The following is a 12,713-nucleotide window of genomic DNA, read 5'->3' on the forward strand; positions in this document are numbered from 1 at the left end:
TCTGCTTTCGCAGAGGGTGACGAGCCTCTGACCATCATCATGATGGCTGCCAATGTTTTATTGAGGGACGTGCCTGAATGGCAATGAGGTTCGTCGCGATCCCAACAGCAAGCGCCGCCGAGGGTTAAGTAAAAATAAATCATTGCCCTGTTCCGGGACAGGTTATCGACAATCTGCCGGTAGTCAGCGGACCGAATGCCCGATCAATTGACCTTCAGCTTTGCTTCTTCCGCGGCGGCAACAAACTCCGCTCGAGCCTCTTCGACCGTCTTGCGACCGTCAAGGGCAGCTCTGCAGGTGCTTCTTGCCTTAAGATAACGCAACCCGCGAGCGCTCGGCCAAAGGTCTGCCAGGCACTTCAACGCGTCCAGCGGACCGAGGATGGTGCGCGCGCCGGTATTTTCGAACCCCACATGAATTGGATCATTCCATTTCTCTATGGCCATCGGCGTATTCCTCCATTGCTTACGCCAAAACATGCGAATCAGCCTCCACGTTCCTCCAGAAGGCCGCAAGCAAAGGATATTTTAGCGATATTTTCGGGGCTCGCAAACGGGAAAACCGGTGCGCTGCTTGATCCCGTATTCATCGGCATGCGCGTTTCCGATCTTTTTGCCGCGCAAGACGTTGTTCCCTCTGAGCGGCGGCAGATCGCTGCTTTTAACAGGCTGAAGACGACACTTTGTGCAACCATGGAAGGCTCAACGTCAGTCGCCCCTGTCAGCGTTGGAGATCGGTGATGCAGAACCTCAAGCATGTGCTGACTGCGGAGTGCCAGAAGTATGTTTCTCTGGTCGTCTTCATGCGGCGTGGCGAGCAGCGATGGCTCGAAATCGATGACGCCACGGGTAGGAACGTGGACGTTACCGATGCGAAGCTTGCTACATTTGAGGAGACTGTCCTAACGCTCAGACGGATGATCGAGGATCTCGACGCATCCGACTATCTGTCGTGCCGTCCGACGAAGGATTGGCACTTCGACGCCTGACCAAGACATTTCGTCTTCGAGCCAACGACTTCGCGGGGCCCGCGAACCCGAACTGAGGTTATAAAGCGATTCCGAATCGTAGACGCAGGCGCAGTCGAACAGGCACTGCCGCTTACAAGCCGCCTGTTGATGTGAGCGCACGCGCGCGACGGTTCACGAGTTTCGGCGTTCGCCCTGCCGGTTCTGAAGAGCGGTTTCAGCGACTTTCCGGAGCTCAATATCCGCGTTGCTTTCGAGGGCATACGAGACCTCTTGATTGCTAAGCTTGGTGTCATACCAACGAGCGCTAATCAAAACCGGTGCGCCCAGTCACGCATTCCAATCGACATGATCTTCCACGGCTGAGCGACCAGCTTGTTCCATGCGTCGCAGCAATGGGCGACGATGTCCTCGTAATCTTTGAAGATCCGGTTGGACAACCAGTTGTCACGCAGAAATTGCCACACGTTCTCGACGGGATTTAATTCGGGCGAGCGTGGCGGCAGGAAGAGCAGTGTGATGTTGTCGGGCACATCGAGCTTCGGCGTGACATGCCACCCCGCCTGATCAACGATCAGCACGGCATGAGCGCCGTCATCGACGGCCTGGCTGATTTCGATCAAATGCTGGTTCATGGCGCTGGTGTCGCAGTAGGGAAGAACGAGACCCGCACCTTTGCCCTTCTTGGGGCAGATAGCGCCGAAGATATAGGTCCACATCGTGCGTTGATCGTGTGGTGCCGAAGGCCTTGTTCCCCTGCGTGCCCATCGCCGGGTGATCTTGTTCTTCTGCCCTATCCGAGCTTCGTCGGCCCACCAGAGCTCAATCTCGATGTTCTTGGGGAGCCTGCTTTTGATGGTTGCCAGTGTGGCGGGGAAGTTTTTTTAAAACTCTCCAGGTCGCCTTCGTTCTGGGCGTAATGGCGCGGGCGGGCAGACAGCTTTGCAAAGCCGAGCGCCTTCAATTCGCGGCCAATGGTCGTTTCATCGACGGATATCCGATATTCTTGGAACAGCCATTGAGCAAGATCCTTGCGCCGCCAGCGCACAACGCCATGCACCGCCGGTATCGGGCCACTTTCGACGATCTTTGCCAAAGCCTGGCGATGCACGTCGGAAAGCTTTCCTTGATTGCCGGGTGCTTTGCCATTGATGAGCCCCGACGGGCCACGCGCATTGAAGCGAATAACCAGTCGCGGACAATTTGCAGGGTCACGCCTCCGATCCTGGCCGCATCGCTGCGGGAATGGCCATCATAGATTTCGGCAAGGGCAAGAAGCCGCCGAGCCTGTGCCGCATCCTTCGTGCCTTTGGCCAACGCCCGAAGAGCGAAGCCGTCGAAGTCATCGCGCAGTGGAATTCCTGATGTCATCCGCAAACCTCCGTTTGCGGTATTGATTCAGAACTCAACTGATTTGGAAACCTCAAAAAGAGTCAGAGATCGCTCACGCTGGTATCAGAACTGATCTTTAACCACGGGATCGCTGCCGTATCGACGTAGTCGGGGATCGGCTCCAGTAGCTCTGGCTGTGTCAGAATACGCTTCAAGAGAATAGGACCCTTTGACGCGAGTTTCGGGGTGGCTTGCCAAATAGCGAGCGCTTTGCGGTCAGTCCTTATGATGTACTCAAAAAGATACATGACCCAAAAGTAATGAAGGGGCTTCCCGCGCTTTGTATAGTATTTCACCATCAACCGGAACCACTTGCACACAAGGTAATTTTGCGGCTCCGCAGCAAGAAAAGAAATCCCCATTGTCCGGCCGGGATAACTGTCGGGAAATGCGAAAAATCCGCTCTCCATCAACGGTGGCAGCCATTCGTCCAGTGGTTTGACACAAAAAGTCGTCGCATCCACCCAAACCCCGCCAAAGTCCCGCAGCAGGGCGACCCTGATTAAGTCCGCCCGCCACTGAATTTTGCGGTTGCTTTTGGGAGGTGGTACGTTAACGAATTCGGCTACGTTTGCATCGCTCAGGACGTTCACATCCCAGGAGGGATTTTTCCTGATCCAAGAATCGACAGCATAGCGGACAACTGGCGGCGCTTGCTCCAGAGGTTTGTCCCAATACATCCACACTGCGCGAGGAAGTTTTTTAGGCATCGTTTCGAATGCATAGCGAGCATTCTCTGAATGGGACTTCTTCTTTCCAACAAAGCTGCGTCGTATCGAATGGGCTACTTTCTTCCAGATCAGAAATGCGTCAAATAAAAACATTGATAATCCCGCTGTCTCTTACAAAGGCAGGCTGCCCAGCAAAGCCGGAAAGGTGGCGCTCTATTGATTTCTTTAAGGAAAACTGGTGCTGCCGAGTGGGATTGAACCACCGACCTCACCCTTACCAAGGGTGTGCTCTACCACTGAGCTACGGCAGCAAGGACCAGACGCGCAACCGAACCGGCTGCATTGCGTGAACGGGGGGCTATTGCCACAGCTTCATGATAAGCGCAAGCCGCAATTTCCATCTTTGTAGAGATTAAGGTCGGGCCACTTTTGAATTGGCGCAAATTCGGGTAAGCCTGCGGCATGACTGAGAACACCGAAAAAGGCCAGCACAGCCGCAAGGCGGAGATCGAACGACAGGCGACACTGCGCCGCGAGCGCGCCGCCGAAAAGCTCCGTGAAAATCTGTCCCGCCGCAAACAGCAGACCCGTGCCCGTCGATCGGGGCAGGCGGATGAGACGAATGGGCTGCCTGCCGCAAAAATGGACGAATCGTAATGTTCGGTTCACAGCGAATTGAAGCCCCCGCTAATTTCGTCTAAACACCCGCATCTTTTTTTACAGACAGCCTTTCAGAAAGGCGGGCATCGCCCGTAAGCGCACATGGATCGTATTAGAATTGTCGGCGGTAATGAGCTTAACGGCATCATTCCGATTTCCGGCGCAAAGAATGCCGCCCTGCCGCTGATGATCGCCTCGCTGCTCACCAGCGATACACTGACGCTCGAAAACGTGCCGCATCTGGCCGATGTCGAGCTTCTGATGCGCATCCTTGGCAATCACGGCGTCGATGTTGCCGTCAACGGCCGCCGCGAGCGCCAGGAAGATTCCTACTCGCGCACCATCCACTTCACCTGCCGCACCATCGTCGATACCACCGCTCCCTACGAGCTTGTATCCAAGATGCGCGCTTCCTTCTGGGTCATTGGCCCGCTTCTGGCGCGCGAAGGCCAGTGCCGCGTCTCGTTGCCGGGTGGTTGCGCCATCGGCACGCGCCCCGTCGATCTGTTCCTCGATGGCCTGACCGCGCTTGGCGCGAACCTCGAGATCGACAGCGGCTATATCAATGCGACCGCTCCGAAGGGTGGCCTAATCGGCGCCCGCTACACCTTCCCGAAGGTATCGGTCGGCGCGACGCACGTGATGATGATGGCAGCGACGCTCGCCCGCGGCACAACCGTCATCGGCAACGCCGCCCGCGAGCCTGAGGTCGTCGACCTCGCCAACTGCCTGAACGCCATGGGCGCCAAGATTTCCGGCGCCGGCACGAGCACGATCACAATCGAAGGCGTCACCTCGCTCTCCGGCGCGCGTCACCGCGTCCTGCCGGACCGCATCGAGACCGGGACCTACGCCATGGCCGTTGCCATGGCCGGCGGCGATGTGACGCTTGAGAACACCGATGCCGCGCTCCTCGACACGGCGCTTGAAACGCTCCGCCGCGCCGGAGCCGAGATTTCGCCGACCAACAACGGCATGCGCATTCGCCGCAATGGCGCAGGCATCAAGCCGGTCGATATCGTCACCGATCCCTTCCCGGGCTTCCCGACCGATCTGCAGGCGCAGTTCATGGCGCTGATGACGCGCTCGACCGGCATCTCGCATGTCACCGAGACGATCTTCGAAAACCGCTTCATGCACGTGCAGGAACTGGCGCGTCTCGGTGCGAAGATTTCGCTGTCTGGCCAGACGGCGAAGATCGAGGGCGTTCCGCGGCTGAAGGGTGCGCCAGTCATGGCGACCGATCTGCGCGCTTCCGTTTCGCTCGTCATCGCCGGCCTTGCTGCCGAAGGCGAGACGATGGTGTCGCGGGTTTATCACCTCGATCGCGGCTTCGAGCGCTTGGAAGAAAAGCTCACCCGCTGCGGCGCCATCGTCGAGCGCGTCAGCGAGTAGTTAAAAGGGCGTCACTTCGCCCTTTGTGCCGGTTGCGCATTGCGTTGCCGCGCCTTATGTCCGTTGTCAGACGCATCGCCATTCCGGCGATGCATTGGCGATGGGGTATTGCCTGCATGACCGATCTGAGGCTTGTTGCGCTCGATAGCGAGGATCTTGCCGTCGTCTCTGCGCATTTGCAGGATAGCGTCTTCAAGATCGCCGATATCGCCTGGTCGCCGCGCGAGGGTCAGGTCTCGGTCGCCGTCAACCGCTTCGTGTGGGAGGAAGCCGGCAAGAAGCGCAAGGGCTTCGAACGCCGTCGCGCAGCTGTCGTCTTCAAGCGCGTGCTTGCGGTGCGTTCGACCGGCATCGATCGCAAGAATGGCGACGAAGTCTTGTCGCTGCTGGCCATCCGCTTCGAACAGAAAGGCGAGGGGCCGGAAGGCATGGTTGAGCTGGTACTATCGGGCACGGCAACGATTGCGCTGGATGTCGAGTGCATCGAGGTTCAGCTTGCGGATGTCGGCGGGGCGTGGGAAACCGCATCCAAACCGCGTCATCCCGGCGCTTGAGATCTGGTTCGTCTGTTATCAAAGAGGAATATCGCATTGGCAATCTGGCTGGAGCAGGCATCGGAAGGCTTCGAGCAACGGTTTGCCGCCTTCCTGACGACCAAGCGCGAAGTTTCAGAAGACGTGAACGCGGTCGTTCGCGCCATCATCGATGATGTCAGGGCGCGCGGCGACGTGGCGCTTGCGGAATATTCGAAGAAGTTCGACGGGATCGATTTTGCCGTGACGCCGATGCGCGTGACCGAGGCCGAGATCGACGCCGCCATTGAGGCGGTTCCTCCCGAAGTTCTGGGTGCGTTGAAGGTCGCGGCCCTGCGCATTGAATCGCATCACCGTCGGCAGCTCCCGAAGGACGATATCTACGAGGACGACATGGGCGTCGGGCTCGGCTCCCGCTGGACGGCTATCGAGGCGGTCGGCCTCTATGTGCCGGGCGGCACTGCGAGCTATCCGAGCTCGGTGCTGATGAATGCCGTGCCGGCGAAGGTCGCCGGCGTCGATCGCATTGTCATTGCCGTTCCCGCAACAGGCGGTGCCGTCAACCCGGCCGTGCTTGCTGCCGCCAAGCTCGCGGGCGTCACCGAAATCTACCGGCTCGGAGGCGCGCAGGCCATCGCTGCACTTGCCTATGGCACAGAAACCATCACGCCTGTCGCCAAGATCACTGGTCCCGGCAATGCCTATGTTGCCGCCGCCAAGCGCCAGGTCTTCGGCACCGTCGGCATCGACATGATCGCCGGTCCCTCGGAAGTGCTGGTGATTGCCGACAAGGACAACAATCCGGATTGGATCGCCGCCGATCTCATGGCGCAGGCCGAGCACGATACGAGCGCGCAGGCGATCCTCGCCACCGATGATGCCGAGTTCGCAAAGTCGGTAGAAGCAGCCGTCGAACGGCAGCTGAAGACGCTCAATCGCGCCGAGACCGCTGCCGCAAGCTGGCGGGACTTTGGCGCGATCATTCTCGTGAAGTCCCTGGAGGGCGCTATTCCGTTGGCAAACAGGATCGCGCCTGAACACCTCGAGCTTGCCGTTGCCGATCCGGATGCACTGCTGTCTCGTATCCGCAATGCTGGCGCGATCTTCCTCGGGGCCCACACGCCCGAAGTGATCGGCGACTATGTCGGGGGCTCGAACCACGTTTTGCCGACGGCACGTTCGGCGCGGTTCTCCTCCGGTCTTTCCGTGCTCGATTTCGTCAAGCGCACCTCGCTCCTACGTCTCGGTCCCGAGCAACTCCGCACGCTAGGCCCCGCTGCCATTGCGCTCGCCGTGTCCGAAGGGCTGGACGCGCATGCGCAATCGGTTGCGATCCGCCTCAATCTGGAAAGGTGAGAGATGGCAGCGGGCGACTTCCGGCTTTGCGACGTCGTCCTTGACGACACCATCGGCCGAGCGACGCCCGACGTCGAGCACGAGCGCGCGGTCGCTATTTTCGACCTCGTCGAGGAAAACAGCTTCACCCCTATCGGCCATCACGGTGGCCCGTACCGACTGAATATCTCGCTGGTCGATTCCAAGCTGGTTTTCGCGATCACGACCGAGGACGGAGGTGCCGTCGCGACCCACATCCTATCGCTGACCCCGTTTCGCCGCATCGTGAAGGATTATTTCCTGATCTGCGAAAGCTACTACGAGGCAATCCGCTCGGCGTCGCCGAGCCGCATCGAGGCGATAGACATGGGACGGCGCGGCATTCACAACGAGGGCTCGCAGACGCTGAGGGACCGTCTGAACGGCAAAATCGAGGTCGATTTCGACACTGCCCGGCGGCTGTTTACGCTGGTCTGCGTGCTCTACTGGCGCGGCTGACGGCGATGGAACCCGCGGTCGAGGCAGGCGAGGGGACAAGGCCGGGCGCCATCCTGTTCATGTGCGGAATGAACGCCATCCGCTCCCCCATGGCCGAGGTGATCGCCCGCAGCATGCTACCGGCGAACGTCTACATCAAGTCTGCAGGCGTTCGCGCCGGGGAGCGGGATCCCTTCGTCGACGTAGCACTGGAGGAGATCGGACTTTCTCTCGGTCGGCATCATCCGCACACGCTGGAGGAGCTCGAGGACGACTACTTCGATCTCATCATCACGCTCTCGCCGCCAGCGCACCACGCCGCGCTGGAGCTGACACGGTCAAATGCCATCGAAGTCGTTTACTGGCCGACCAAGGATCCGACCGTCGTTCAGGGCACACGAGAGCAGATTCTGGACAGCTATCGGGAAGTCCGTGATCATCTGACCGAACTCATCGAGAGCCGGCTGGTTAGAAGAAATACCATCGCCGCGCAATCGGCGTGAAACAAATGACAGAAACGCGATCAATTAGGTTCACAAACCTCCGTTGATTGTGTAGTTTCCGCGCAAAATTTGGGGCGGCTGCCGCCGTCATCTCAACCGACAGGAAGAAAACCACTATATGCCTAAAGAAGAAGTCCTCGAATTTCCGGGTATCGTGACCGAGCTTTTGCCGAACGCGACGTTCCGCGTAAAGCTCGAAAACGAACACGAGATCATCGCCCACACGGCCGGCCGTATGCGCAAGAACCGCATCCGCGTTCTGGCAGGCGACAAGGTTCTCGTTGAAATGACTCCCTACGACCTGACCAAGGGCCGCATCACCTACCGCTTCAAGTAGGCCTGGCCTCAAAGGCTCGAAAGGCTATTTTCTTCGTCTTCCGGTGGTCGAGGTTCCATGGCGCTGAAATACAAGCTCATTCTGGCTTCCGGCTCGCCCCGCCGCGTCGATCTGCTCAACCAGGCAGGGATCGAGCCTTCGCGTCTGATGCCGATGGATATCGACGAGACGCCGAAGAAGTCGGAACACCCGCGCTCGCTTGCGCGGCGTCTGTCGACGGAAAAGGCCGAGGCGGCGCTCGCTGCCATCAAGGGCGACATGATGTGGAAGGGCAGCTATATTCTGTCCGCCGATACCGTGGTCGCCGTCGGCCGCCGCATTTTGGGGAAGGCCGAGTTTGCGGATGAGGCATCGGCCTCGCTGTATCTCTTGTCTGGCCGCAGCCACTGGGTCTACACCGGCGTGTGCCTGGTGACGCCCGACCGCAAGATCCGCCAGAAGATTGTCGAGACCAAGGTTCGCTTCAAGCGGCTCTCCGGTTTCGAGATCGAGAACTACCTTGCCTCCGGGCAATGGCGCGGCAAGGCCGGCGCCTATGGCATCCAGGGCCTGGCCGGCACATTTGTGCAGAAGATGGTTGGCTCCTACTCCAATGTCGTCGGTCTGCCACTTTATGAAACCATCCTTCTGCTGACCGGCGAAGGCTTTGACGTGCATAGCCGGTGGCCCGAGGGCTGATCCTCGAAGGGACCGCTTATGTCTGACGAAAAGAAAGCAGCTGCCAAGGTGGAACCGCTGCGCAAGACGCACCCTTGCCCGGAATGCGGCAAGCCATCCCACCGCGAACACTACCCGTTTTGCTCGAACCGCTGCCGCGAAGTCGATCTTTCGCGCTGGCTCTCCGGCTCCTATGCCATCCCCGTTGCCGACGACGAGGCGAAGGCGGATTACGAGGACGAGGAATAGGCTCGTTTTCCACGGGCGAAGCCCTTAAATTCGTTGATGAATCCGGAAAATTCAAAGGGTTCTCAAAAAACTGTCATTTGGCGCTTGCCATGTCCCGACAAGATGCTATAACCCCGCTCGCTTCCGGGGCGAACCAAGGCCCCCGGTACTTTCTCGGGAAAGAACATCTGCGAAGCGGGTTAGCCCAGATAGCTCAGTTGGTAGAGCAGCGGATTGAAAATCCGCGTGTCGCTGGTTCGATTCCGGCTCTGGGCACCAAATCACCATTGATTTTATTGTGTTTTATTTTGCTAGGTGTCCAGAATCTCGTAGGGCTGGATACCACTATCTCTCAATGACCGTTCTCGGCCCCATTGCGGACACTCCGGTGACCGGAGTTCCGCGATAGCATGGGCTCCAGACCTGACGCGACGATTGGGATTTCGAACATGGTTGGGCGGCTGACTTAGCGTTGGTTTGCCGCTCAAGCGGGACACACGTTGCAACTCCTCTCGAGCTTTTCCAAAGCGGCAGCACCGGCCCAGCCCTCAAAGCCATATGCCTTGACGCGCTGCTTTATGAGGCAGCAGTCGGCACGACCGGCCAGGGCCGGCTCAAGCGGATCATCGGTCCAAAACCTTTCAGCAGGCTTCCAGTAGCCTAGAACATCGAGCAGCGACACGCCGAAATAATATTCGTCGGCATAGGAGTCCCCGTAGCCGGGATCGTGCCGATAGGTACCATCGGGGTTCAGGGTGTTCCCGATTGACCAGCGCAACATCTGGCGGATCTCATCGCGGGCCGTCCTGCGCTCCTCCTCGCTCATGTGCGGCCAGCCGAACTTGAAGATCGTCGCGACATCGTAGAGGTTGTGATTGTTAAACTTCCCGCCACTGCGCCACCCGAACGGATAAGGATCGTCTTTGATGGCGAGGGTCGTCCTGATGATCTGCGGCCAATGATCCACTTTATAGCGCGGCGATCTGGATGAGAGGCCGCATTGCCTCGCCAAAAATGCTCCTTGATTATTGGCCGTTGCCTCATCTGATTTGCTCCCAGCATTTGTGGGTGCGGAGCAAATCAGATGAGGCACATCAGCGTGACGACCAAGAAAGAATTGATTGCAGCTTTAGCAAAGCGCTACCTCCAAGGCAGCCGAGAGGAAAAATCGCGCATTCTCGATCAGTTCGTTGCGATCAGCGGCATGCACCGGAAACATGCGATGCGGTTACTCCGCGGCACACATAATCAAGTCGCGTCTCGACCACGTCCTCGGATCTATGACGAAGCCGCCCGCCAAGCGCTTATCGTGTTGTGGGAGTCGTCCGACCGTGTTTGTGGAAAGCGGCTAAAGGCGCTGCTCCCGACGCTGGTCATCTCCATGGAGCGGCACGGACACCTCAACCTGGATGACCGGGTTCGGGCTCTGTTATTGCAGATGAGCGCCGCGACGATTGATCGCGCTCTGAAAGACATTCGCGAAACAGCGGGCGGCCGGCGACGCCGGCATTCGGTGGCTTCGTCTGCGTTAAGGCGTAGCGTCCCCGTCCGGACATTCTCTGACTGGGATGATCCCGCGCCTGGGTTTGTTGAAGCAGATCTTGTCTCCCACTCCGGCCCCGTTGCGCGGGGCAGCTTCGTCCAAACGCTAGTCCTCACCGATATTGCCAGTGGCTGGACGGAATGTGCGCCTCTGCTTGTGCGTGAGCAGAAGCTTCTGACGGAAGTGTTGAGTGAGTTGCGGCGTCTGATGCCGTTTCCGCTGCTCGGCTTCGATACGGACAATGACAGCGTGTTCATCAACGAAACGATCAGGGATTACTGCCTTGATTCCAATATCGAGTTCACGCGTTGCCGTCCCTACCGCAAGAATGATCAGGCTTTCGTCGAGCAGAAGAATGGGTCGATCGTTCGCCGCATTGTTGGTTATCATCGCTATGAGGGGGTCGAGGCCGCTGCGACCCTGGCCGATCTATACCGATCGGTGCGCTTGTTCATAAACTTCTTTCAGCCATCCTTTAAGCTGCGGGAGAAGCGTCGCGATGGCGCGGTGGTCAAAAAGATCTATCATCCTCCTGCGACACCCTATCAGAGGCTCTTGGCAGATCCGAGAACACCGACCGAAGTCCGAAATCGGCTATCGCACATCGGCGATCAGTTGGATCCTGTGAAACTATTGCGCGATATTCGAACAGCGCAGCAGCGTCTTGTCGAGGTTGCCAGCAATGCCTCGCTGTCAACAGCCACGCCGGATATCGAAACGTTCTTGCAGAACCTGCGCCACGCCTGGACGGAAGGCGAAGTCCGTCCGACGGCCAAAGCGAAACCAAAACTGCGCCGAGAGCGACGTAGACCAGACCCGCTCATCCGCGTGACCGACGATCTCCGCTCTTGGTTTGAGGAGGAACCTTGGCGGACAGGCCGCGAGTTGCTCGAGCGGCTTCAAGAGCGTTATCCGAATGAGTACCCCGACGGACTCCTGCGAACAGTGCAACGGCGCGTCAAAGAGTGGCGTCGAAATAAAGCCCATGCCATGATCTTCGGCGCAAATTCCGAAACAGCTCAACTCTCCGCGACTTGAACGCTCGCAGCAGAAAGGAGCAATCTTGTGAGGCAATGATCAAGTGCATCAGGAACATTCACAGGCGAGGCAATACGATTCTCATCCTGATTGTCGCGCCGCACCACTTCGCCCTTGCTGTACCGCACGACATGAAATGTCATGCTGAGATCGGCGGTCTTGCGTATCTTACCATCGATGACGTACCAGGCTCCCCAATAGCCAGTTCCGATATCCTGTGAGCCGTGGATAAAAAACCAGGCAGCCTCGCGCATTGCATCCCAGTCAATGTTCTCGTCAAGCGCTACAAAGCCGGCAAGGACATCCTGGAGATCGCGCTTGTAGGCTGCCGTTGAATAGCTCGTCATCACGCTGCTGAGTTCGCCGCGGTGGTCGATGCCTGTGTTTTCGATATCCGAGATGAGCAGGCCCTGCAAATAGTTGATGAGGTCGCGTCCGGTGGTGAGCCGCGGGCGCAAGCGATACCGAGGGGGTTGCCCCTGGCTTGTGAGAAGGCCAAAGGCCGTCGCTGTCGCGCCTACTCGCATGAACCATTGATCGTAGCAGAGTCCCCAGAAACCATCCACCGGCGATTGCTCGGTGGCAAAGTCCTGGGTTTTGTCCTGCAAGCTCCGCTCGATGCGGTCCAGCTTGTCCTTGAGTGCATCCCAGTTTGCCGTATAGCCGAGCAGCCACTTTGCCTCGAGATACATTTGCTCCGAGCATTGCAGCGTGTTACCCGCAGCTTGCTCGGCTGCGATCCTGGCGGCGAGCGCCCCGAGGCGCTCCGCATACTGCTGACGCCGTTCCCGATAATTGGGGTCGAACGCCTCGAACTCGCGAACAACGACGTCGCGCATGTCGACCGTGTCCGCGAACGCGGCTGACGGGGAGCCGCTGAATATCACGACCCCCGCAAGCGCCAGCAGCGTCGGCCGAAAACCTGCAACAATGCGGCGACCGCAAAGCGAGTGTGCCATTGTCTCCTCCACATCCAT

General features: G+C 58.6%; 16 protein-coding genes, 2 tRNA genes and 1 pseudogene. 13 read left to right on the plus strand and 6 right to left on the minus strand.

Features of this window, described 5'->3' with window-relative positions; all coding sequences use genetic code 11:
• Positions 1–203: 203 nt before the first annotated feature.
• Positions 204–446: a DUF982 domain-containing protein gene (locus WGT02_RS04525; protein WP_024313079.1), complete on the minus strand. Its 243-nt coding sequence runs from the start codon at positions 444–446 to the stop codon at positions 204–206.
• Between WGT02_RS04525 and WGT02_RS04530 the strand changes: the two genes are divergently transcribed.
• Complete coding sequence (locus WGT02_RS04530; protein ID WP_162392068.1) at positions 414–740, plus strand: hypothetical protein; 327 nt, start codon at positions 414–416, stop codon at positions 738–740. The two genes, WGT02_RS04525 and WGT02_RS04530, sit on opposite strands and share 33 nt — an antisense overlap.
• Entirely contained in the window at positions 740–988 is a 249-nt protein-coding gene (locus WGT02_RS04535) for a hypothetical protein (RefSeq protein WP_024313078.1), read from the plus strand. The genes WGT02_RS04530 and WGT02_RS04535 overlap by 1 nt, the downstream gene beginning before the upstream one ends.
• Before the next feature lie 290 nt (positions 989–1,278).
• On the opposite strand, the pseudogene WGT02_RS04540 reads toward WGT02_RS04535, so the two are convergent.
• The 3 genes and pseudogenes from WGT02_RS04540 to WGT02_RS04550 form a co-directional block, all read right to left on the minus strand.
• Positions 1,279–2,338 (minus strand): annotated as a pseudogene (locus WGT02_RS04540) (IS630 family transposase).
• 62 nt (positions 2,339–2,400) lie between these two features.
• Positions 2,401–3,183, minus strand: a complete 783-nt coding sequence (locus WGT02_RS04545) for a capsular polysaccharide synthesis protein (protein WP_225039567.1) — start codon at positions 3,181–3,183, stop codon at positions 2,401–2,403.
• 83 nt (positions 3,184–3,266) lie between these two features.
• Positions 3,267–3,341 (minus strand) — tRNA-Thr (locus tag WGT02_RS04550).
• A 151-nt stretch (positions 3,342–3,492) separates the two neighbouring features.
• On the opposite strand from WGT02_RS04550, the gene WGT02_RS04555 reads away from it, so the two are divergent.
• The 10 genes from WGT02_RS04555 to WGT02_RS04600 all read left to right on the plus strand — a co-directional run bounded on the left by WGT02_RS04555 (position 3,493) and on the right by WGT02_RS04600 (position 9,434).
• A complete protein-coding gene (locus WGT02_RS04555; RefSeq protein ID WP_024313076.1) occupies positions 3,493–3,687 on the plus strand; it encodes a hypothetical protein in 195 nt (64 codons plus the stop codon).
• A gap of 105 nt (positions 3,688–3,792) precedes the next feature.
• Complete coding sequence (murA, locus tag WGT02_RS04560) at positions 3,793–5,085, plus strand: UDP-N-acetylglucosamine 1-carboxyvinyltransferase (protein WP_024313075.1); 1,293 nt, start codon at positions 3,793–3,795, stop codon at positions 5,083–5,085.
• Between the two features lie 116 nt (positions 5,086–5,201).
• A complete protein-coding gene (locus WGT02_RS04565) occupies positions 5,202–5,639 on the plus strand; it encodes a DUF2948 family protein (RefSeq protein WP_024313074.1) in 438 nt (145 codons plus the stop codon).
• Between the two features lie 36 nt (positions 5,640–5,675).
• A complete protein-coding gene (hisD, locus tag WGT02_RS04570; protein ID WP_208248870.1) occupies positions 5,676–6,974 on the plus strand; it encodes a histidinol dehydrogenase in 1,299 nt (432 codons plus the stop codon).
• Positions 6,975–6,977: 3 nt separating this feature from the next.
• A complete protein-coding gene (locus tag WGT02_RS04575) occupies positions 6,978–7,451 on the plus strand; it encodes a UPF0262 family protein (RefSeq protein WP_024313072.1) in 474 nt (157 codons plus the stop codon).
• Positions 7,452–7,456: 5 nt separating this feature from the next.
• The gene (locus tag WGT02_RS04580) at positions 7,457–7,933 is read left to right on the plus strand and encodes a low molecular weight phosphatase family protein (RefSeq protein WP_024313071.1); all 477 of its coding nucleotides are present in this window, start codon (positions 7,457–7,459) and stop codon (positions 7,931–7,933) included.
• 118 nt (positions 7,934–8,051) lie between these two features.
• Positions 8,052–8,270: a translation initiation factor IF-1 gene (gene infA, locus WGT02_RS04585; RefSeq protein WP_003545338.1), complete on the plus strand. Its 219-nt coding sequence runs from the start codon at positions 8,052–8,054 to the stop codon at positions 8,268–8,270.
• Between the two features lie 57 nt (positions 8,271–8,327).
• Entirely contained in the window at positions 8,328–8,948 is a 621-nt protein-coding gene (locus WGT02_RS04590) for a Maf-like protein (protein WP_024313070.1), read from the plus strand.
• Between the two features lie 18 nt (positions 8,949–8,966).
• Positions 8,967–9,176 carry a DNA gyrase inhibitor YacG gene (gene yacG, locus WGT02_RS04595; protein WP_024313069.1) on the plus strand — a complete coding sequence of 70 codons (210 nt, stop codon included), beginning with the start codon at positions 8,967–8,969 and terminating at the stop codon, positions 9,174–9,176.
• Between the two features lie 182 nt (positions 9,177–9,358).
• Positions 9,359–9,434: transfer RNA gene (locus WGT02_RS04600), tRNA-Phe, on the plus strand.
• 205 nt (positions 9,435–9,639) lie between these two features.
• On the opposite strand, the gene WGT02_RS04605 is transcribed toward WGT02_RS04600, so the two are convergent.
• Entirely contained in the window at positions 9,640–10,122 is a 483-nt protein-coding gene (locus WGT02_RS04605) for a hypothetical protein (protein WP_208248867.1), read from the minus strand.
• Between the two features lie 117 nt (positions 10,123–10,239).
• Here WGT02_RS04605 and WGT02_RS04610 point away from each other — a divergent pair, with 117 nt between their 5' ends.
• Positions 10,240–11,736 (plus strand): DDE-type integrase/transposase/recombinase, encoded by a 1,497-nt coding sequence (locus WGT02_RS04610; RefSeq protein ID WP_208245018.1) that lies wholly within the window; start codon positions 10,240–10,242, stop codon positions 11,734–11,736.
• On the opposite strand, the gene WGT02_RS04615 is transcribed toward WGT02_RS04610, so the two are convergent.
• Positions 11,718–12,695, minus strand: coding sequence for a hypothetical protein (locus tag WGT02_RS04615; RefSeq protein ID WP_208248864.1), 978 nt, complete (start codon positions 12,693–12,695; stop codon positions 11,718–11,720). The genes WGT02_RS04610 and WGT02_RS04615 overlap by 19 nt on opposite strands.
• Positions 12,696–12,713 lie beyond the last annotated feature (18 nt).

The sequence above is a fragment of the Rhizobium sp. T1470 genome (assembly GCF_042140505.1).
Classification (GTDB): domain Bacteria; phylum Pseudomonadota; class Alphaproteobacteria; order Rhizobiales; family Rhizobiaceae; genus Rhizobium; species Rhizobium favelukesii.

Bases quoted from the DNA above. Each gene is read 5' to 3' on its own strand.
- WGT02_RS04530 (WP_162392068.1), top strand. From the start codon at position 414: ATGAATTGGATCATTCCATTTCTCTATGGCCATCGGCGTATTCCTCCA.
- WGT02_RS04525 (WP_024313079.1), bottom strand. From the start codon at position 446: ATGGCCATAGAGAAATGGAATGATCCAATTCATGTGGGGTTCGAAAAT.
- WGT02_RS04535 (WP_024313078.1), top strand. From the start codon at position 740: ATGCAGAACCTCAAGCATGTGCTGACTGCGGAGTGCCAGAAGTATGTT.
- WGT02_RS04545 (WP_225039567.1), bottom strand. From the start codon at position 3,183: ATGTTTTTATTTGACGCATTTCTGATCTGGAAGAAAGTAGCCCATTCG.
- WGT02_RS04555 (WP_024313076.1), top strand. From the start codon at position 3,493: ATGACTGAGAACACCGAAAAAGGCCAGCACAGCCGCAAGGCGGAGATC.
- murA (WP_024313075.1), top strand. From the start codon at position 3,793: ATGGATCGTATTAGAATTGTCGGCGGTAATGAGCTTAACGGCATCATT.
- WGT02_RS04565 (WP_024313074.1), top strand. From the start codon at position 5,202: ATGACCGATCTGAGGCTTGTTGCGCTCGATAGCGAGGATCTTGCCGTC.
- WGT02_RS04575 (WP_024313072.1), top strand. From the start codon at position 6,978: ATGGCAGCGGGCGACTTCCGGCTTTGCGACGTCGTCCTTGACGACACC.
- WGT02_RS04580 (WP_024313071.1), top strand. From the start codon at position 7,457: ATGGAACCCGCGGTCGAGGCAGGCGAGGGGACAAGGCCGGGCGCCATC.
- infA (WP_003545338.1), top strand. From the start codon at position 8,052: ATGCCTAAAGAAGAAGTCCTCGAATTTCCGGGTATCGTGACCGAGCTT.
- WGT02_RS04590 (WP_024313070.1), top strand. From the start codon at position 8,328: ATGGCGCTGAAATACAAGCTCATTCTGGCTTCCGGCTCGCCCCGCCGC.
- yacG (WP_024313069.1), top strand. From the start codon at position 8,967: ATGTCTGACGAAAAGAAAGCAGCTGCCAAGGTGGAACCGCTGCGCAAG.
- WGT02_RS04610 (WP_208245018.1), top strand. From the start codon at position 10,240: ATGAGGCACATCAGCGTGACGACCAAGAAAGAATTGATTGCAGCTTTA.
- WGT02_RS04615 (WP_208248864.1), bottom strand. From the start codon at position 12,695: ATGGCACACTCGCTTTGCGGTCGCCGCATTGTTGCAGGTTTTCGGCCG.